This is a genomic window from Denitrificimonas caeni DSM 24390 (assembly GCF_000421765.1).
Classification (GTDB): domain Bacteria; phylum Pseudomonadota; class Gammaproteobacteria; order Pseudomonadales; family Pseudomonadaceae; genus Denitrificimonas; species Denitrificimonas caeni.
Window position 1 is genome coordinate 54,739 of record NZ_ATXQ01000011.1, and the last position, 18,520, is coordinate 73,258.

Genomic DNA, 18,520 nt, shown 5'->3' on the forward strand with positions numbered 1-18,520 from the left:
ATTAACGTCGCAAACAAAGACTTAACCACTCTGCTAGCAACTGCTCTAAGTGGTTAAGCAGCTTACTCTACAGCCAAACAAGAAAACCCCTTACCTGCTGTCGGCCAATCGTAGATTTAAACGGTTTTATATAGAAACCGATTAGAGAAACAAGTTACACTAGTAGCCGATTGCCATCACGGCGATGATGCAAATCAATACACCATTAACCAAGATTGCTATATTCAGCAGCGATCGGGGCTCTCAAAAAACTCTTACTTATTTACTCAGCTGGTCGCGGCAAAGGTTCATTATGTTTTCTGAGGAAAAATTAAGTGCTCTAATCGCCAGTATCGGCTTGAATAATCAAGCGTTCCGCGAGCGCGAGCGCTTTATGGACTGGCAGCCTGAAGATGCTATATACCTTGCACAAGCCTCTGAGAACGTGCAACAGCAACATATCGACTTTATTAAGCAACTGCATGAGCATCTGGCGCAGTTTCCAGACATTGCACTGCAGTTTCAGCAAGCGCAAAGCTCAGAAAGCTTAGCGACCAAACAAGAGCAATACTATCAACAGCTATGGCAAAGCCCGCATGATGAAAACTACATTAAAGATCGAGTGCGCGTTGGCTTAACCCACCAAGCCATCGGACTCAAACCACAATGGTACCTGGGTTCCTATCGTCTTTATTTAGACACCATGCTGAAAGCAGTTTGTAGTGACGCTGAGCAAACACAACTGCTCTCAAGCTTACTTAAAGCAGTTTTTCTAGATATGTCGCTCGCCATCGACAGCTATGCTGCCGCTTACAATCAGCGTCTTGAAGAAAATCAAGCGCGGTTTGCTCGAGCGATGCGTGGTGCTAACGATGGTATTTGGGAGTGGGAAATTGATAGCGATCGTTTGCATGTGTCCAATCGTTGGCTAGAGATGCTCGACCTGACTGCTGAAGAACTCGGTGTGCACAACAGCAACAACTGGATGAGCCGTATCCATCACGACGATTTGCCTTTAGTTCGTAAAGCGCTCGGCAAGCATCTTAGTGGACACAGTCAGTTTTTAGACTGCGAACACCGTATTCGTAAAAAAAATGGCGACTATATTTGGGTCTCATTACGTGGCTTTGCCAGCACTAATGAACAAGGTGGACAACGTATATCGGGCTCACAAGCCGACATTAGCGAGCGCAAAGAACATGAGCAACGCATGTCTTATGCGGCTTTCCATGACCCTTTGACAGGTTTAGCCAATCGCCGCCAACTCGATCAATTACTGCACGACTCGATGCAACGCAGCCAACAAGCAGGCACTCGTGAAACAGCCTTGTTATTTATTGATCTCGATAACTTCAAGCAGGTTAACGACAACTACGGGCATAAAGCCGGTGACTTTCTCTTGGTAGAGATCGCTCGCCGCTTACAAAACTGCTTACGTCCAGGCGATCATTTAGGCCGCTTTGGTGGTGATGAATTTGTAGTGTTACTGGATGACCTTGCCTGCTTAGAAGATGCCGAACATGTCGCGCAACGGATGCTCGATAGCTTGTCATCTGCGTTGCGTATTGACGATCATTTGTTATCGGTAAGCGCCAGTATTGGTATTACCGTGCTACCTCACGGCACGCCACCGAACGAGTTGCTACAAGCTGCTGATTTGGCACTCTATCAGGCTAAAATGGCTGGTAAAGCACAGTTTGCGCACTACACAAAAGATATGCACTTGGCGACCCAAGAGCTGCAAAGCAAGCAGGCCGCACTCACCAAAGGCCTCGCTAACAAGTCATTCGAATTGCTCTATCAACCTATTTACTCAGTCAATCAAGAACCCAAACACGACTCTTCAGCGATTTATGCAGTTGAAGCTTTGTTACGCTGGCATCATGACGGGCACTGTTACACCCCTGATAGTTTCTTAGACTTGCTGGAAGACTCTGATGAGATTCTTGCAGTAGGCGCTTGGGTATTAAAGTCTGCTTGCAGCACTGTGCGCCAATGGCAGCAGAGCTTTATCCCGCAGTTGCACTGCTCAGTAAACCTCTCTTACAAGCAATTGCGCAGTCCACACTTGGTGTCTTTAATGAAAACTGCGCTCGAATCAAGCGGCTTATTAGCCAAGTTCTTAATTATCGAAATTACCGAACAACACCTCAAGCCAGATTGCGCGCAATCATTAGCCAACTTACGCGAACTGAGCCAACTCGGTATTCAAATTGCGCTGGATAACTTCGGCATGGGCCAAGCATCTCTGGGTTACCTCAAGCGCTTCCCGCTGAACATTCTTAAAGTTGATAAAAGCTTGATCAGTAATACCCTGCAAGACCCTTTACTAAAAGATTTTGGTCAAGCGATGATCAGTTTAGGGCACAGTTTGAATCTTAAGGTCATCGCCGAGGGTATCGAAAACACCGATCAGCTGTCACTCATTCAGGCTCGCCAATGTGAGTTTGCCCAAGGTTATTTGTTCAGCAATCCACTGACGGCACAACAGTTTGAAGCGTTGGTCAGCACACCTGCAAAATAAGGATAACAGCGCCAAACTTTAATCAGATGGTTATACTGCGCAGTATTGCTTAACGCGTGACTGATCGAACGAGGTTTTTTGTGGCTCTTCCTGCCCAACGTCGCTGGTATCCAATTTCTTTATTTTTTGTCGCTTTGGTCTGTCTGCCGATCAGCGTCCTACTGCTCAGCTGGCATAGCGTGGATACGCAGATCTGGAATCATCTGTGGGAAACGCAGATGACACGTTTACTCTCCAACACTGCGATTCTGCTAGCGGGGGTCGGTGTTGGCGTGACATTAATTGGCGTCAGTCTTGCCTGGCTCACCAGTCTTTGTGAGTTTCCAGGCCGCCGTTGGCTCGATTGGGCGTTGATGCTGCCCTTTGCAATCCCAGCTTATGTTTTAGCCTTTGTCTTTGTTGGTTTACTGGATTTTTCCGGCCCGGTTCAAACCTTACTGCGTGAATGGTTTGGCAGCGGTTTGCGCTTACCCAGCGTACGCTCCACCGGTGGCGTTATTATCGTTTTCATTCTGGTGTTTTACCCCTATGTTTACCTGCTGGCGCGCACTGCCTTTTTAGCCCAAGGCAAAGGTTTTATGGAGGCCGCACGGGTTTTAGGTTTAAGCCCTTGGCAAGCCTTTTGGCGAGTGGCTTTACCGGTTGCACGCCCAGCCATTGGCGCTGGCGTGGCTTTAGCGCTGATGGAAGCACTGGCTGATTTTGGCGCGGTGTCAGTATTTAACTTCGACACCTTCACCACGGCAATTTATAAAACCTGGTATGGTTTTTTTAGCTTATCCAGCGCGACCCAACTGGCCAGTTTACTGCTACTGTTTGTCGCCGTGCTGCTGTTTTCAGAACAACGTGCACGTGGCGCTATTCGCCCAAGCAATGAGCGCCCTCGCGGTAAAGCTTTGTATAAACTGCGCGGTTGGAAAGCCTTTTTAGCCACCACTTGGTGCTGCTTGGTGTTTCTCTGCGCCTTTGTCATTCCAATTCTGCAATTGCTCGCATGGTTTTGGCAGCGCGGCCGTTTTGACCTCGATGAGCGCTACACCGCGCTGATCACTCACACCTTATATTTAGGCCTAATAGCCGCTGCAATCACCGTCACAGCAGCTTTACTGCTAGCATTTGCTAAGCGCATGACGCCCACCAAACGTATGCACGCCTTGGTCGGCTTTGCTAATTTAGGCTACGCATTGCCCGGTTCGGTGTTGGCTGTAGCGATTATGCTGGCCTTTAGTTATTTGGATGAACACGCGGTGATTCCATTATCTTTATCGTTCGGCGGCGCCGGCAAGCCGATTCTGCTAGGCAGTTTAAGTGCGCTCTTACTGGCGTATATGATTCGTTTTATGGCCGTTGCCTATGGTCCACTTGAAGGCGCTTTAGCACGCATTAAGCCGTCGCTACCGGAAGCGTCACGCAGCTTAGGCATTAGTGGCTTGTCATTATTTCGTCGTGTGTATCTGCCATTATTGCTGCCGGGTAGTTTATCGGCAGCATTGCTGGTGTTTGTCGATGTGCTTAAAGAAATGCCTGCTACCTTATTAATGCGCCCGTTTGGCTGGGATACCTTAGCCGTGCGTATTTTTGAAATGACCAGTGAGGGTGAGTGGGCGCGAGCTTCGTTACCTGCGTTAACTTTGGTGTTGGTGGGCTTGCTACCCGTTGTGCTATTGATTCGTCGCTCGGCTTATCGTCCAGGACATTAGCCGAGCGGCAGCGAAGCAGACTATATTTATAATGACCGGTGCAGCCCTTAAGCAACATGGCTACAATACGTACCGTTTGAATTATCCACAGGCTCAAATACTGCGTTTGGCCAGTTAGGAGATCCCATGGGATTGCGTACCCCGATGTATGACATGCACCTGGCTCTAGGTGCAAAAATGGTGGATTTTAATGGCTGGGATATGCCATTACATTTTGGCTCACAAGTTGATGAGCACCATCATGTGCGTAATGAATGTGGTGTTTTTGATATTTCCCACATGAGCATTTTTGATATTCAGGGCGAACAGGCCCAAGCATTTTTACAGTATGTACTCAGTAATGATGTCGCACTGCTCGCCGCTATTGGTCACGCACAACACAGCACCCTGCTCAACGAGCAAGGCGGCGTGATTGATGACTTAATGGTGTTTCGTATGGCTACAGGCTATCGCATCATTTGTAATGCTGTGACTCGTGAGCGCGTCCACGCTTGGTTAGCGCAACATGCCACAGCCTTTGCCTGCAGCGTGACATGGCGCAATGATTTAAGTATTTTCTCTATCCAAGGCCCACTCGCTCGTGAGCGCTTAGCTGCCATTTTAAGTTCAACGCGCACAGCCTTAGTACAAAAACTGGAGCACCACCAAGGTGCTGCAGACGGTGAGTGGTTTATTTCTTGCACCGGCTATACCGGCGAAGACGGCATTGAGATCACTCTGCCAGCCAGCCAAGCCATCGACTTTATTAATGAGTTAGTGGGTGCCGGTATCTCGCCTATCGGTATTGGCGCGCGTGATACTTTACGTTTAGAAGCCGGGTTTAATTTATATGGCTTTGATATGAATGAGCAGATTTCGCCGTTAGTGGCGGGGATGAACAATGTCATCAGCTGGGAGCCTAGCAGTCGTAACTTTATCGGTCGCCGTGCTTTACAAGCGCAGTTGGATGCTGGTCTCAATGAAAAACTGGTGGGCTTAGTCCTAGAAGAACGCGGCGTTTTACGCGCAGGACAACCCGTGCGCATTGATAACAACACCTCGGGCGTGATTACCAGTGGCAGCTTTTCACCCACACTAGGTAAAGCCATCGCCCTAGCTCGGGTACCAATGGGCACCGGCGAACGTGCTGAAGTTGAGATTCGCCATAAATGGTTTCCGGTACGCGTGGTTAAACCGCGTTTTGTTCGCAATGGAAAAATTCTAATTTAGTCTTGTGCAAAGGATCGCCAATAACCTATAAATCTTCTGCTAGAGTCATGCTTAAAGGTTACCGATCTCAAGGCATACCCGCAGAAAAACACCGCGCTGAAGAGCGATCAAAACGCGCGGTGAATTATAAAAACCGCACCGCATCTGCTAAGGAAATCAAGTTATGAGCACTATTGAAGCTGGATTACGCTATGCCGAGACCCACGAATGGGCACGCTTAGAAAGCGATGGCACAGTCTCTGTAGGTATTACCGATCACGCCCAAGAAGCGCTTGGCGATGTGGTCTATATTGAGCTGCCGGCCCTTAACAGCACACTGACTGCAGCGCAGCCAGTTGGCGTAGTTGAATCAGTGAAAGCCGCCTCTGATATTCATGCTCCGCTCAGTGGCACGGTGATTGCTGTCAACGAAGGTCTGACTGAAGCACCTGAAGGCGTCAACACTCACCCTTATCAAAGCTGGTTTTACCGCATCCAACCTAGCAATCCTGATGAGCTACAGCAGTTGTTAGATGCAGATGGCTACAAAGCGATTTGCTAAGCGGTGTGCGCTAAACTTAGCTCTGGATGCGTTGCCACACTTCAAAGGTATAGCCCGGCTCGGTGTTTTGAGCTGGGTGCGCTTGTGCACTGGTTTGTTGCCAATCCCCAGCATCCAGTACTGGAAAAAACGTATCACCCTCGAGCTCAAGTTCGATGCGGGTTAAATACACCCGTTGCGCCAAAGCAATGGCCTGCTGATAAATCTGCCCGCCACCAATCACCATAACCTCATCGACGCCTTGTTGCGCTGCCCACTCCTGGCCACGCTCAATGGCACTGGCAAGATCAGCAAAAACCTCTGCGCCAGCCAGCTCTGCATCGGCTTGACGGCTGATCACTATATTTAGACGTCCAGGCAACGGACGCCCCAGTGACTCCCAAGTTTTACGCCCCATAATGATTGGCTTACCTAGGGTGCACTGTTTGAAATAGCGTAAATCGGCAGGCAAATGCCAAGGCATCTGATTTTCCAGTCCAATCACTTGATTGCGTGTCGCCGCGACAATCAAACTCACTGGCAATGCATTACTCATAAAGGCTGCGCCTCAAAATATCTAAGATTATTTCTCTATCTTAAAGGATTTGCGCCGCATTGGCGTTATTCAAGACGCAATATCAGGCACAATAGCCGTTATAGACGTGACTCAATGGAATGCTTGTGACTGACTCACTACCCCCTTTACAAACGCTCTGGCTCTGCGAAACAGTGCGTTTACGCGAAGAGCAAACTGGCTTGCTTGAAGACAGCGAAGCTTGTCGTACAGCGCGTGCTACACAAGGATCATTGGCGCAGCGCCTGCAAGTACGCGGGCTATTTCTGGCTAAGCGCGATGGCCTGCTGATTGCCATGCAACATTGGCTGCAAGGGGCCAAATTGGCACTCTGGCTGTTAATCCTGAGTGCTATCATTGCTGGTGTAGTACTGGCCAAAACAGCTCTGAGTGGCGCACCGCAAGCAATTAATATCTTTTGGGCATTGGCCGGCTTGATTGGCTTAAATCTATTGAGTTTGCTGGCTTGGCTTTTCAGTTTGGTTTTTTCCGCACAAACCAGCTCACCATTGAGTCAAGTCTGGCTCTGGCTGAGTAACAAGTTGGCACGCGATGCCAAGGCTGCGCAGTTAGCGCCAGCACTGCTGGTCTTATTGCAACGCCATAATCTATTGCGTTGGGGCTTAGGACGGTTATTGCATGGCTGGTGGTTGCTCACCTTAACCACGGCCTTGCTGAGTCTAATTGCGCTGTTGGCCACACGCCGTTATGGCTTTGTCTGGGAATCCACCATTGTTGCCAGCGATTCCTTCGTTACCTTAGTCAGCAGCCTCGGCACACCCGCGGCTTGGCTTGGCTTTGCGATACCAGACAGCCCCCTGATTCAACACAGTGGCCTGCAAGCTTTAGCGGATGAACAAGCACGGCATATTTGGGCCAGTTGGCTACTGGGCATGCTGCTTATCTACGGAATTGTGCCACGTTTAGCCTGCAGCCTATTGTGTGAGTGGCGCTGGCGACGTGGGATTAAAGGTTTACAGCTCAACCCTAACGATCCTATTTGGCAGCCTTTGCATGAGCGTGTGCAGCCCAGCAGTGAGCGCTTAGGAGTTATTGATGCTGCGCCAACTGAGTTACCTAGTAGCACCACTGGCGCACAAATAAAAGGGCAAGCGGCGGTTATCGTCGCCATAGAATTGGATGACAGTGTCAGCTGGCCGCCTGAATTACCACCGCAGGTGTTCAATGCTGGCGTCATCGATACCCGCGAACAACGACGCAAGATTCTTGATCAACTCAGCGCTAACCCGCCCGCGCGCCTACTGATTGCCTGTAATCCACAGCGCTCTGTTGATCGCGGTACTTTGCATTTAATTGCCGAACTGTCACGCACCGCCGTGCAGACTCAGATCTGGTTACTGGCAACCGACACTGCTGAGGAACGCCTGAATACCTGGCAAGAACAACTCGACTTACTAAAACTTCCACACAGTCGTTTGGCCCCTTTGGCATGGTTGGAGCAAGGTCATGAGTGAACAATCCGCACCACTAAAGTTAGCGGTCGTGGGTCACACCAATGTCGGCAAAACCTCGCTCTTGCGTACGCTGACCCGCGACGTTGGCTTTGGCGCTATTTCACACAGACCCAGCACCACTCAACATGTTGAAGGTGCGCGTTTATCGGTGGATGGCGAAGCGCTGATAGAGTTGTACGACACCCCAGGTTTTGAAGATGCGGTGGCGCTGTATGAATACATTGAGCAGTTACCCAAAACCGCTGAGCGCCTAGATGGCCCAGAATTGTTGCAGCGTTTTCTCAACAGCAGTGAGGCGCGGCAACGCTTTGAACAAGAAGCAAAAGTGCTGCGTCAATTATTACAGTCCGATGCCGGTTTTTATGTGATTGATGCGCGCGAGCCGGTATTGGCCAAGTATCGCGATGAGTTAGCCATCCTCACCATGTGCGGCAAACCCTTGCTTCCGGTACTTAATTTCGTCAACAGCACTGAACAACGCGAACCTGCATGGCGTGAAGTACTGGCGCGCTTAGGCCTACATGCGCTGGTGCGTTTCGATACCATCGCACCACCACAAGACGGCGAACAACGCCTATATGAAAATCTTAGCCTCGTCCTCGACAGCCAGCGACCACGCTTACAACGGCTGATTGAACACAACCAGACGCAAGTATTAGTGCGTCGTAAAGCCGCTTACCGACTGATTGCTGAGCTACTGGTTGATGTCAGCGCTTGTCGTCGCAGCGTGCATCCTGACCAGCTAGAAGAAGCTATCCAAAACTTACACCGCGATGTGCGCCAGCGTGAACAGACCTGCGTAGAAGCACTATTGAAACTCTATGCCTTTCGTAAAGACGATGCTCAAGCCAGCGCACTGCCATTGGAAGAAGGTCGCTGGGGTGATGATTTATTTAATCCGGCGACAATGAAACAACTGGGCATTAAAGTCGGTGGCGGCATGGCCGCAGGTGCAGCTACCGGAGTGGGTATTGATCTACTCACCGGCGGCTTGAGTTTAGGCATGGCCACAGTGGTTGGCGCAGCAGTCGGTGGTTTAACCCAGACTTTCCGTAATTATGGCGAGCGCCTCAAAGGTAAATGGCGTGGGGAGCGTGAATTAACCGTGAATGACAGCACTTTGCGCTTACTGGCCATTCGTCAACAGCGCTTACTCAATGCCTTAGAACAGCGTGGACATGCGGCGCAAGCACGGATTCAAATGGATACACCTCTCGAGCAGCAATGGCGTGAAGGTGAATTAGCGCAGCCGTTAAAAACGGCACGCGCCTACCCTGCTTGGTCAAGTTTAAACGCGAAGAAGCCACAGCAAGATCTGCAACGCACAGAAGAAATTGAACGTCTCGCCGACAGCTTGGCTAAACAGCAGCTCATCGCTGAGCAATCTTAAAGCGCAACAGCAAACTGCACTTTAAGATCTGTAATCAGCGTTATGACTCAGCTTCACCCATCTGGGTTTGCAAGTAATTCTGGATGCCAACTTTTTCAATCAAGCCCAGTTCCGTTTCTAACTGATCGATGTGTTCTTCTTCATCGTCGAGGATTTTTCTCAACAAATCGCGGCTGACGTAATCTTGTACTGCTTCACAATGGGCGATTGCAGCCAACAAATCCGTGCGGGCAATATGCTCTAAGGCCAAATCACTGGCGAGCATTTCTTGAGTGTTTTCACCAATATGCAGCTTGCCGAGATCTTGCAGATTAGGCAGACCTTCGAGGAATAAAATACGCTCAATTAGCGTATCAGCATGACGCATTTCTTCGATGGATTCGTCATATTCCCACTTTGCCAATGCCTTTAAGCCCCAGTCTTTGTACATACGAGAGTGTAAAAAATACTGATTAATGGCTACCAGCTCATTGCCGAGAATACGGTTAAGATGCTCAATTACTTTAGTGTCGCCTTTCATGCTCGCGTCCTCATCAATAGGAATGATGCACAGAGCATAGCAGACTCATAAAGATCGCTATATAGCGATGAGGTAGAAGAGTTTCTGATTAAATGGCGTAAGCCAAATCATCAGCAGAAGCGATCAAGGTGTCTTTAATGGCATGTTGCGCGACTGTTTTAGCCGTGCAAGCACATTTTCCGCATTGGGTGCCACAGCCGGTCATCTCGCGAACCTCACGCCAACTGCGTGCACCATCTTCGACCACTTGGCGGATCTTGTGATCGGTGACACCTTTGCATAAGCAGATATACATAGACAGATCCAAGCAAATAAACAACTGTTACGAATGCTAATGATTCGTATCTATAATTGCAAGTGTCTATTTGTCTTTATCCATACCGCTGGTCAGAACAGCACAATCAGCGCCCACTCATGTGCAGCTAACCGACTGCGCGCTTTATGCATCGAGCACAGTAGCGCGCAGCTATAAACTGCTTTACCTGCGCAGTTGTTCGGTTGCCTCTAGCAGCATCTGCTCAGTACTGGCCCAGCCTAAGCAGCCATCGGTAATAGAAACGCCATATTGCAAGTTGTCACAGAGCGCTTGCTGACCATCCATTAAATTACTTTCCAGCATCACTGCACGCAAACTGTGCTGGCCAGCCGCACGCTGCGCCAAGACTGACTGTAAAACCTGCGGTTGTAATTGTGGATTTTTACCGCTATTGGCATGACTACAATCCACCATTAACGAAGCATCTAAACCCACTTTATGCATGGCTGCACAGGCCGCGGCAATACTCGGTGCATCATAGTTAGGTCCTTGATGCCCACCGCGTAACACTAAATGCGTATCTGGATTGCCTTGAGTCTCCACTAACGCCGCACGCCCTTGAGTATCTAAACCAAAGTGCTGGTGTGCGTGCGCCGCCGAACGCATCGCATCGAGCGCAATGCCAACACTACCATCCGTACCGTTTTTAAAGCCAACCGGTAACGACAGGCCACTGACCATTTCACGATGAATTTGCGACTCGCTGGTGCGTGCACCAATCGCCGCCCAGCTTAGTAGGTCATCAAAATAGCTGGCCGCTAACGGCTGTAACAACTCTGTCGCCACCGGTAAATTCAGCTCTAACATGCGTAGCATCAAATGCCGTGACAACTGTAAACCCTGCGCCATATCGGCACTGCCATCTAAGTGCGGGTCATACAACAGTCCTTTCCAGCCAACCGTAGTGCGCGGTTTTTCAATGTAAATACGCATGGCGAGCAACATGTGCTCAGAAACGCGCTCTGACAGCTCAGCTAAACGCTGAGCATATTCAACCGCTTCATCGACATTGTGAATCGAGCATGGACCGATCACCACTAATAGGCGCGAGTCTTCACCACTTAAAATCGCTCGGATCTGCTCGCGTTGTTGCTGTACACGCCTTGCAAGCTCGGCAGTTAACGGCAACTGCTGACGCAACTCTTGTGGGCTCGTCAGTACTCGCGTTTTACGTCCTATTTGTGGCAGCAGGCTTATATTGGCTTGCTCTAGATCTAAGCAAGTCGGCTGCTGAAGTGCCATGGCAGTATTTAAAGAATTCATAGTCTGTCCTTGTCTCAGCGGTTGTGCCGCTGCAGCTTTTATCGAGTAAGTCGTCGTAAACAATGGGGTAACGCCAGCTTGTGGTTGCTAAAGCGCCAGCTCAAATCATCAAAACGCTCTGGATAAACTGCATACATTGCCATGGTGTTGTCCTCTAAATGTTGTAAAACTGAAAATCTAAAAACAAAAAACCCCGGGTGGGAAGCCAACCGGGGTTTATCTAAAGCAGTGGTAGGCGACCCGTTAAAAGAGGCCCGCCTGGATGAGTATCAGGCGCGCCTTTGGCTAAACCAATACCCATAAAAATAATACGCAACAGAGTTGTTTACTAAACGCGCACAGTTAAGCAACGCAGCCAATGGCTGAGTAACTAACATCTGTTTAAGTGTGCGATTCAACATAACAATCTCCATACAGTGCATTTAACATACTGCAAGCCTAGCCACAGTGCAACCAAGCTTAGCGATCTAAACGATAAATTTTATCGGCGTCTAAGCTGCGACCCCAAGGTAAACCTGAGTTCTGCCAGCCATTTTGCAAACGCATACCTGCTTGCGGGCCTTCGCTTAATGCATCACCTTGAAAGCCATGCACGACGAAACGTGCATTAACTAAACCGGCCTCACGCAACACTTTAGCGCTAGGCTCGCCGCGCTCACTACCGGAGCGGCACATGGTGATCACTTCAGTGTTTTCATCTAAGCCGCGCTTAGCCAGCTCAGCTTTAATCTGCTCAACAAATTCCGGATTGCGATTCATTGGAAAAATATTGCGCTCAGCATTCCATTGAGTGCGATCCGCCAATAAGAATGGAATATTAATATCCACCGCATCAGCAAAACCAATAAACATAATTTCTACTGGATCGCGCACATCAACCAACAAAACAGGTTGCTCGGTTTGCTGGGTTTTCGCGTAGGCTTCTTCGGCGCTGATCGCCAACTCAACCGCCTGCACAGAAAATACCGCAAGGGACAGCAGCACAGCACTGAATAAACTTTGTATACGAGTCATCGACAAACTCTCCATTGATTCCATATCAATATAATACACAATTATAAATTAATTGCAGTTTATCCTTATCTACAGCCCTTTAATGCGGCCTCAAGTCTTCGATCAATCGCGCAAGCTAATGACCGACCATCCGCGCTGCACAGCCAGTTCGCGCAAAGTATCATCAGGATCAACCGCAACCGGATGACTGACCTGCTCTAACAGTGGCAAGTCATTGTGCGAATCACTGTAAAAGTAGCTGCCCCCTAATGTCGCTTGATGCTCAGTCAGCCAAACATTTAAACGGGTGATTTTACCGGCTTGGAAGCTTGGAACATCAACCAGTTCGCCTGTGTATTGGCCGTCTTGCATACCGCACTCAGTGGCAATCAAATGTTCAACACCCAAACGTTGAGCAATGGGTCCGGTAATAAATCGGTTGGTCGCCGTGATAATCATCAAAACATCACCAGCAGCACGGTGCTTGGCCAATAACGCTTCACCTTTGGCCAATATGATTGGCTCAATGCAATCACGCATAAAGTCCGCATGCCATTCGTCCAACACTGCTTTATCGGTGCGTCCTAAGATTTCTTGGCAGAAGTTCTGATAGGCCAAGACATCTAACTGTCCGGCTAAATAATCGGCATAAAACTGATCATTTTTGCTGCGATGCGCATCCACATCGACCAAACCGCGCGCGCACAAATACTCGCCCCACTGGTGATCACTGTCACCGGCTAATAAGGTGTTATCCAAGTCAAAAATAGCCAAACGCACGGCAAATACCTTAATACTGATAATAAAGAGTGCACAGCATAGCGATTTTATCGTCGCCTGCCCATGCAAGGCATAATGCGCGTTGCCGCTTCAGCGCGCTTTGTGGAACAATGGCAGTAAGAATTTTAGTAAAGGATGCGGACATGATTGACTCAGACGGGTTTCGTCCAAACGTCGGCATCATCCTGACCAACGACCAGGGGCAAGTGCTTTGGGCGCGCCGCGTCAACCAAGACGCCTGGCAATTTCCGCAAGGTGGGATTAACCCACATGAAAGCCCAGAACAAGCACTCTATCGTGAACTGCACGAGGAAGTTGGCTTACAAGAACATGATGTCGAGATTTTAGCCTGCACTCGCGGCTGGTTACGTTATCGTTTACCGCAGCGCTTAGTACGCACCCACAGCCAGCCAGTGTGTATTGGTCAGAAACAAAAGTGGTTTTTGCTACGTTTACGCAGCAATGATGAACAAGTACGTATGGATCTTACTGAAAAACCTGAATTTGATGGTTGGCGGTGGGTCAGTTATTGGTATCCTCTAGGGCAAGTTGTTGCCTTCAAACGAGATGTGTACCGCCGAGCTCTAAAAGAGCTGGCCTATCAACTCCCTACTCGAGATTAACCTTAAGTTGTCAGACTCGACTCGCACCGATAGCAGCATGTTGAACATGCTGCGCATGATCTCCCAAGAAGTGAACGCTGCTAAGGATTTACCAGCGGCGCTGACGATTATCGTCAAACAAGTGCGCGTGGCGATGAACAGCCATGTGTGTTCGGTGTATTTGTATGAGCCTGATCGTGACCGTTATCTATTGATGGCCACTGAAGGTTTAAACAAACGCGCAGTTGGGAAAGTCAGTATGGCTTCGAATGAAGGCTTGGTCGGTTTGGTCGGTAGCCGTGCCGAGACCATCACTCTCGAAGATGCGATGAGTCATCCACGCTTTTTATATTTTGCTGAGACTGGCGAAGAACGTTACGCCTCTTTTCTTGGCACGCCGATTATTCACCACCGCCAAGTCCTTGGCGTATTGGTCGTACAACAAAAAGAGCGCCGCCAGTTTGACGAAGGTGATGAAGCTTTCTTAGTCACTATGAGCGCACAACTCTCTGGGGTGATTGCCCATGCCGAAGCCACTGGTTCAATTCGCGGCTTAGGCAAGCAAGGTAAAGGCATTCAAGAAGCGCGCTTTATTGGCGTACCCGGCGCACCTGGTGCAGCACTGGGCACCGCCGTTGTCGTATTGCCAGTTGCTGATTTGGATGTAGTCCCTGACAAAGCCATCAGCAATATTGCTGAACAACTTGAGCTCTTCACCTTAGCTTTAGAGTCAGTGCGCGCGGATATTCGCAGTTTATCAGCGCGTTTATCTGATCAGTTACGCCCACAAGAGCGCGCGCTGTTTGATGTTTATCTGATGATGCTCGAACACACCGCCTTAGCTGGGGATGTGATTGCGGTCATTCGCAGCGGACAATGGGCGCAAGGTGCTTTGCGCAACGTGGTCAGTGAGCACGTACAGCGCTTTGAACACATGGATGATGATTACCTGCGCGAGCGTGCCTCCGACGTTAAAGACCTCGGTCGTCGTCTGTTGTCATATCTGCAACAAGCGCAGCAACAAACTCTGGTTTATCCAGACAACACTATTTTAGTCAGCGAAGAGCTGTCGCCAGCAATGCTCGGTGAAGTGCCAGCAGATAAGCTGGTCGGCTTAGTTTCTGTATTGGGTTCGCGCAACTCGCATGTAGCGATTTTAGCCCGCGCAATGGGCATCCCTACGGTGGTCGCCGCAGTCGATTTACCTTATACCCGCTTAGACGGCATTGAGCTGATTATCGATGGTTATCATGGCGATGTATTTACCAATCCCAGTGCTTTATTGCGCCAGCAATACGCTGAAGTGGTTGAAGAAGAGCGCTTAATCAACAAAGACCTCGATAGTTTACGCAGCTTGCCTTGCGTCACTTTAGATGGCTATCACCTGCCTTTATGGGTCAACACGGGTTTACTGGCGGATGTGAAGCGCGCGCAGCAGCGCGGCGCTGAAGGCGTTGGCCTATATCGCTCGGAAGTGGCTTTTATGGGTTCGTCTCGTTTTCCCAGTGAAAGCGAACAAGTACTGATGTACCGCGAGCAATTAGAAGCGTTCCACCCGCTGCCGGTAACCATGCGCACTCTGGATATTGGTGGTGATAAACCGCTCAGCTATTTCCCGATCAAAGAAAGTAACCCCTATTTAGGCTGGCGTGGCATTCGCATCACCCTTGATCATCCAGAAATTTTCTTGGTGCAAGTGCGCGCGATGATTAAAGCCAGTGCTGGTTTAAACAATCTGCACATTTTATTACCGATGATTTCTGGCGTGCATGAACTCGACGATGCCCAACACTTGATTCACCGTGCCTGGGGCGAGCTGATCAATGAAGGCGTTGATGTGCAAATGCCGCAAATTGGCGTGATGATTGAAGTGCCGTCAGCTGTCTATCAAGCTAAAGAATTAGCGCGCATGGCTGACTTTCTTTCGGTCGGCTCCAACGACTTAACTCAGTATTTACTGGCAGTCGATCGCAACAATGCGCGAGTCGCGGCGCTGTATGATTACCTGCATCCGGCCGTCCTGATGGCGCTTAAAGAAGTGGTCAGCGCCGCCCACGCTGAAGGCAAACCGGTCAGTATTTGCGGGGAAATGGCCGGCGACCCAGTTGCTGCAGTGCTGTTATTAGCCATGGGGTTTGATAGTTTATCGATGAACTCAACCCACTTGCCCAAGGTAAAATGGTTACTGCGTAAAATGACTTTAGAGCATGCGCAAGAACTACTCGAAGAAGTGTCGGCAATGGATAATCCGCAGTTGATCCACAGCACGCTCAATCTTGCACTAGGCAATCTGGGCTTAAGCAAAGTACTCAACCCAGCATCCAGCGTACAAACCTAATTACGCTGAAAAATAACGCCGCCTGATACCAGCCGTCCAGTGTTGTGTTAATCCAGTCGTTTACAAGTTGCAGTGATTACAAACACTGCGCAATTGATAGTCGCGGAGCCTGCTCAGCCCCAGGCAGCTCGATACGAGCATGCCCTAGATAACGACCGTTAGCGCCATAACTGCGCTCATCCAAAGATGTCCAGCCATCATCAAAACGCCGCAGTAAGCTGATGGCACGGGTACCATAACTCTCGCCACGAATAAAAATACTGGAGAGCATGCGCTCCATCGGCAAGCCCACACCGGTATCCGGCAATTGATCATCCTCTGCACGACGCTCGTCTTGCATCAGCTCAAACAAAGTATGGTCTTGAGCATCTAAACGCTCGGCAAATAAGCTCCGTGCTCGGACCAATTTCGGCCATGCGGTATCTAAACTGCCATTGCACAAGCCATACACACCTGGTGTTAAACGTAGCGGCCGTGACTGGGTTGAATTTAAATACCAAATTGAATTTAGATCGCCAACGAGCAGGTTAAAGCCACTGTATTGATTAGTTTTCGCCGCAATATCTTGCAAATAAGCCTGCGGGCTTTGCTCTGAGGCGAGGTAGTCACTGACTAAAGCTCCGCGCGATTGCTCGCCTAACGGCAATGACATATCACGGATATTCGTTAAAGCAGCAAAGCGTCCTTGCTCGGCAATACCCAACCAAGAGCCACCCGCCTCAAGATCGCGCCCAGCATAAACACTGGGCTGATCCGACCATTGCGCCAGCGGCGCACTCGGCCGCGCATGCACCTCATCACGGTTGGCCAGCAACAATAATGGCTGGCGACGCTCAGGCTGCCAGGAAAAAACAATTAAACACATAGATTACTCAATAACATAAGCTTGCACAGTTGGACGGCACGTAGCCTATCCCAAGTCACTCATGCAAGGCGCAAGGCTCAACTTGCAAAATAGTACCTTCTTGGCCAATCACTTTAATGCGCTTGCCTGCAGCCAGATCAGGACCACTGACCAACCAGTAACTGTCACCGACTTTAATTTTCCCGCGTCCAGCGCTGATTGCTTCGTGCAGCAGATACTCGCTGCCTAACAACTCGCTGCCACGTCGATTCAATCGTGGCGCAACAGCAGGCTGTTGGCGTAAACGCCGCCACCAAACCCAAGCTGTAGCTAAAGACAACAAAGCAAAAGCGGTGAATTGCCACGCCCAAGCTAGCTCAGGAAAAGCCAACACCAAGAGTCCAACGATCGCAGCGGCAGTACCAAACCACAAAAAATAGCCTGCCGTGCCAAACACTTCAATAATCAATAGTAGAACAGCAAAAGCTAGCCAATCCCAAACGGCTAAATTTTGTAGGTACTCACTCATGCCTTTTTACCATCAAAGGAGGCCTTAACAATTTCACTGATGCCACCGATGGAGCCAATCAACTGAGTGGCTTCGAGCGGCATCATAATGACTTTACTGTTGTCAGCTGAAGCAATGTTACCCAAAGCTTCGATATATTTTTGTGCAACGAAATAGTTAACCGCATGCACGCTACCACTGCTAATGGCTTCAGAAACCATACGTGTGGCTTCGGCTTCAGCTTGGGCGGCACGCTCACGGGCTTGCGCCTCAAGAAATGCTGCTTCACGCTTACCTTCAGCCTTGAGGATTTGCGATTGTTTTTCACCTTCCGCGGTCAAAATATCCGCTTGGCGGCGACCTTCTGCTTCTAAAATCGAGGCACGCTTTAAACGCTCTGCCTTCATTTGACTGGCCATAGCCGCAACTAAGTCAGCCGGCGGGGTAATATCTTTAATTTCAATCCGAGTAACTTTAACGCCCCAGGGTGCGGTCGCTTGATCGACAGTGTGCAATAAACGCTCATTGATAATATCGCGCTGACTGAGCATCTGATCCAGCTCCATCGAGCCAAGTACTGTACGGATATTGGTGACGACCAAGTTTAAAATGGCATATTCCAGATCACTGACTTCATAAGCTGCCTGCGCCGCATTCACTACTTGAAAAAAACATACTGCATCAATACGCACAATGGCGTTATCAGCACTGATGGCTTCTTGCGCAGGAATGTCGAGCACGCGCTCCATCACACTGAGCTTACGGCCAACAGTATCCATCACTGGCACAATAATGTTTAAACCTGGTTTTAAGGTGCCGGTATAACGGCCAAAACGCTCAACCGTCCACTCATACCCTTGTGGCACCACTTTAAAGCCCATGAAGATCACAACGGCAATCAGGCCAACAAACAGAAATAACACCAATCCAATATCCATGAAAACTCCGTGTAAGCAGTAAAGTTAAGTATTAATTATAAAGCGCG

17 protein-coding genes are annotated in these 18,520 nt (G+C 49.4%); 8 read left to right on the plus strand and 9 right to left on the minus strand.

The window, feature by feature from the left end:
• The first annotated feature begins 292 nt into the window (after nucleotides 1–292).
• The 4 genes from H591_RS15480 (at nucleotide 293) to gcvH (ending at nucleotide 5,953) form a co-directional block, all read left to right on the plus strand.
• Nucleotides 293–2,503, plus strand: coding sequence for an EAL domain-containing protein (locus tag H591_RS15480; RefSeq protein WP_033421152.1), 2,211 nt, complete (start codon nucleotides 293–295; stop codon nucleotides 2,501–2,503).
• Nucleotides 2,504–2,583: 80 nt separating this feature from the next.
• Nucleotides 2,584–4,203 (plus strand): ABC transporter permease, encoded by a 1,620-nt coding sequence (locus tag H591_RS0113305; RefSeq protein WP_022967461.1) that lies wholly within the window; start codon nucleotides 2,584–2,586, stop codon nucleotides 4,201–4,203.
• Nucleotides 4,204–4,329: 126 nt separating this feature from the next.
• Nucleotides 4,330–5,412: a glycine cleavage system aminomethyltransferase GcvT gene (gene gcvT / locus H591_RS0113310; protein ID WP_022967462.1), complete on the plus strand. Its 1,083-nt coding sequence runs from the start codon at nucleotides 4,330–4,332 to the stop codon at nucleotides 5,410–5,412.
• A 163-nt stretch (nucleotides 5,413–5,575) separates the two neighbouring features.
• Nucleotides 5,576–5,953 (plus strand): glycine cleavage system protein GcvH, encoded by a 378-nt coding sequence (gene gcvH / locus H591_RS0113320; RefSeq protein WP_022967464.1) that lies wholly within the window; start codon nucleotides 5,576–5,578, stop codon nucleotides 5,951–5,953.
• A gap of 16 nt (nucleotides 5,954–5,969) precedes the next feature.
• Here gcvH and H591_RS0113325 read toward each other — a convergent pair whose 3' ends face one another.
• Entirely contained in the window at nucleotides 5,970–6,488 is a 519-nt protein-coding gene (locus H591_RS0113325; RefSeq protein ID WP_022967465.1) for a dihydrofolate reductase, read from the minus strand.
• 119 nt (nucleotides 6,489–6,607) lie between these two features.
• Between H591_RS0113325 and H591_RS0113330 the strand changes: the two genes are divergently transcribed.
• Nucleotides 6,608–7,981, plus strand: coding sequence for a DUF2868 domain-containing protein (locus tag H591_RS0113330; RefSeq protein WP_022967466.1), 1,374 nt, complete (start codon nucleotides 6,608–6,610; stop codon nucleotides 7,979–7,981).
• Entirely contained in the window at nucleotides 7,974–9,371 is a 1,398-nt protein-coding gene (locus H591_RS0113335) for a GTPase/DUF3482 domain-containing protein (RefSeq protein WP_022967467.1), read from the plus strand. Before H591_RS0113330 ends, H591_RS0113335 begins: the two co-directional genes overlap by 8 nt.
• 40 nt (nucleotides 9,372–9,411) lie before the next feature.
• On the opposite strand, the gene bfr is transcribed toward H591_RS0113335, so the two are convergent.
• From bfr to H591_RS0113365, 5 genes are all read right to left on the minus strand, one after another.
• Nucleotides 9,412–9,891, minus strand: coding sequence for a bacterioferritin (gene bfr, locus H591_RS0113340; RefSeq protein ID WP_022967468.1), 480 nt, complete (start codon nucleotides 9,889–9,891; stop codon nucleotides 9,412–9,414).
• A gap of 88 nt (nucleotides 9,892–9,979) precedes the next feature.
• Entirely contained in the window at nucleotides 9,980–10,186 is a 207-nt protein-coding gene (locus tag H591_RS0113345) for a (2Fe-2S)-binding protein (protein ID WP_022967469.1), read from the minus strand.
• Between the two features lie 183 nt (nucleotides 10,187–10,369).
• Nucleotides 10,370–11,470: a 3-deoxy-7-phosphoheptulonate synthase gene (locus H591_RS0113350; protein WP_022967470.1), complete on the minus strand. Its 1,101-nt coding sequence runs from the start codon at nucleotides 11,468–11,470 to the stop codon at nucleotides 10,370–10,372.
• Between the two features lie 459 nt (nucleotides 11,471–11,929).
• Nucleotides 11,930–12,484 carry a rhodanese-like domain-containing protein gene (locus tag H591_RS0113360; protein ID WP_022967471.1) on the minus strand — a complete coding sequence of 185 codons (555 nt, stop codon included), beginning with the start codon at nucleotides 12,482–12,484 and terminating at the stop codon, nucleotides 11,930–11,932.
• 102 nt (nucleotides 12,485–12,586) lie between these two features.
• Nucleotides 12,587–13,243 (minus strand): histidinol-phosphatase, encoded by a 657-nt coding sequence (locus H591_RS0113365; protein WP_022967472.1) that lies wholly within the window; start codon nucleotides 13,241–13,243, stop codon nucleotides 12,587–12,589.
• Between the two features lie 143 nt (nucleotides 13,244–13,386).
• Here H591_RS0113365 and H591_RS0113370 point away from each other — a divergent pair, with 143 nt between their 5' ends.
• Complete coding sequence (locus H591_RS0113370) at nucleotides 13,387–13,866, plus strand: RNA pyrophosphohydrolase (RefSeq protein WP_022967473.1); 480 nt, start codon at nucleotides 13,387–13,389, stop codon at nucleotides 13,864–13,866.
• Between the two features lie 37 nt (nucleotides 13,867–13,903).
• Nucleotides 13,904–16,183, plus strand: coding sequence for a phosphoenolpyruvate--protein phosphotransferase (gene ptsP, locus H591_RS0113375; RefSeq protein WP_022967474.1), 2,280 nt, complete (start codon nucleotides 13,904–13,906; stop codon nucleotides 16,181–16,183).
• Nucleotides 16,184–16,259: 76 nt separating this feature from the next.
• Here ptsP and H591_RS15485 read toward each other — a convergent pair whose 3' ends face one another.
• The 3 genes from H591_RS15485 to H591_RS0113390 are packed head-to-tail and all read right to left on the minus strand — an operon-like array spanning nucleotide 16,260 to nucleotide 18,473.
• Nucleotides 16,260–17,048, minus strand: a complete 789-nt coding sequence (locus H591_RS15485) for an NRDE family protein (protein ID WP_022967475.1) — start codon at nucleotides 17,046–17,048, stop codon at nucleotides 16,260–16,262.
• A gap of 55 nt (nucleotides 17,049–17,103) precedes the next feature.
• On the minus strand, nucleotides 17,104–17,556 hold the full coding sequence (locus H591_RS0113385; protein WP_022967476.1) for an NfeD family protein: 453 nt from the start codon (nucleotides 17,554–17,556) through the stop codon (nucleotides 17,104–17,106).
• Entirely contained in the window at nucleotides 17,553–18,473 is a 921-nt protein-coding gene (locus tag H591_RS0113390) for an SPFH domain-containing protein (RefSeq protein WP_022967477.1), read from the minus strand. The genes H591_RS0113385 and H591_RS0113390 overlap by 4 nt, the downstream gene beginning before the upstream one ends.
• Nucleotides 18,474–18,520 lie beyond the last annotated feature (47 nt).

Coding starts and splice junctions, on each gene's coding strand:
- H591_RS15480 (WP_033421152.1), top strand. CDS start 293: ATGTTTTCTGAGGAAAAATTAAGTGCTCTAATCGCCAGTATCGGCTTG.
- gcvT (WP_022967462.1), top strand. CDS start 4,330: ATGGGATTGCGTACCCCGATGTATGACATGCACCTGGCTCTAGGTGCA.
- gcvH (WP_022967464.1), top strand. CDS start 5,576: ATGAGCACTATTGAAGCTGGATTACGCTATGCCGAGACCCACGAATGG.
- H591_RS0113325 (WP_022967465.1), bottom strand. CDS start 6,488: ATGAGTAATGCATTGCCAGTGAGTTTGATTGTCGCGGCGACACGCAAT.
- H591_RS0113330 (WP_022967466.1), top strand. CDS start 6,608: ATGCTTGTGACTGACTCACTACCCCCTTTACAAACGCTCTGGCTCTGC.
- H591_RS0113335 (WP_022967467.1), top strand. CDS start 7,974: ATGAGTGAACAATCCGCACCACTAAAGTTAGCGGTCGTGGGTCACACC.
- bfr (WP_022967468.1), bottom strand. CDS start 9,891: ATGAAAGGCGACACTAAAGTAATTGAGCATCTTAACCGTATTCTCGGC.
- H591_RS0113345 (WP_022967469.1), bottom strand. CDS start 10,186: ATGTATATCTGCTTATGCAAAGGTGTCACCGATCACAAGATCCGCCAA.
- H591_RS0113350 (WP_022967470.1), bottom strand. CDS start 11,470: ATGAATTCTTTAAATACTGCCATGGCACTTCAGCAGCCGACTTGCTTA.
- H591_RS0113360 (WP_022967471.1), bottom strand. CDS start 12,484: ATGACTCGTATACAAAGTTTATTCAGTGCTGTGCTGCTGTCCCTTGCG.
- H591_RS0113370 (WP_022967473.1), top strand. CDS start 13,387: ATGATTGACTCAGACGGGTTTCGTCCAAACGTCGGCATCATCCTGACC.
- ptsP (WP_022967474.1), top strand. CDS start 13,904: ATGTTGAACATGCTGCGCATGATCTCCCAAGAAGTGAACGCTGCTAAG.
- H591_RS15485 (WP_022967475.1), bottom strand. CDS start 17,048: ATGTGTTTAATTGTTTTTTCCTGGCAGCCTGAGCGTCGCCAGCCATTA.
- H591_RS0113385 (WP_022967476.1), bottom strand. CDS start 17,556: ATGAGTGAGTACCTACAAAATTTAGCCGTTTGGGATTGGCTAGCTTTT.
- H591_RS0113390 (WP_022967477.1), bottom strand. CDS start 18,473: ATGGATATTGGATTGGTGTTATTTCTGTTTGTTGGCCTGATTGCCGTT.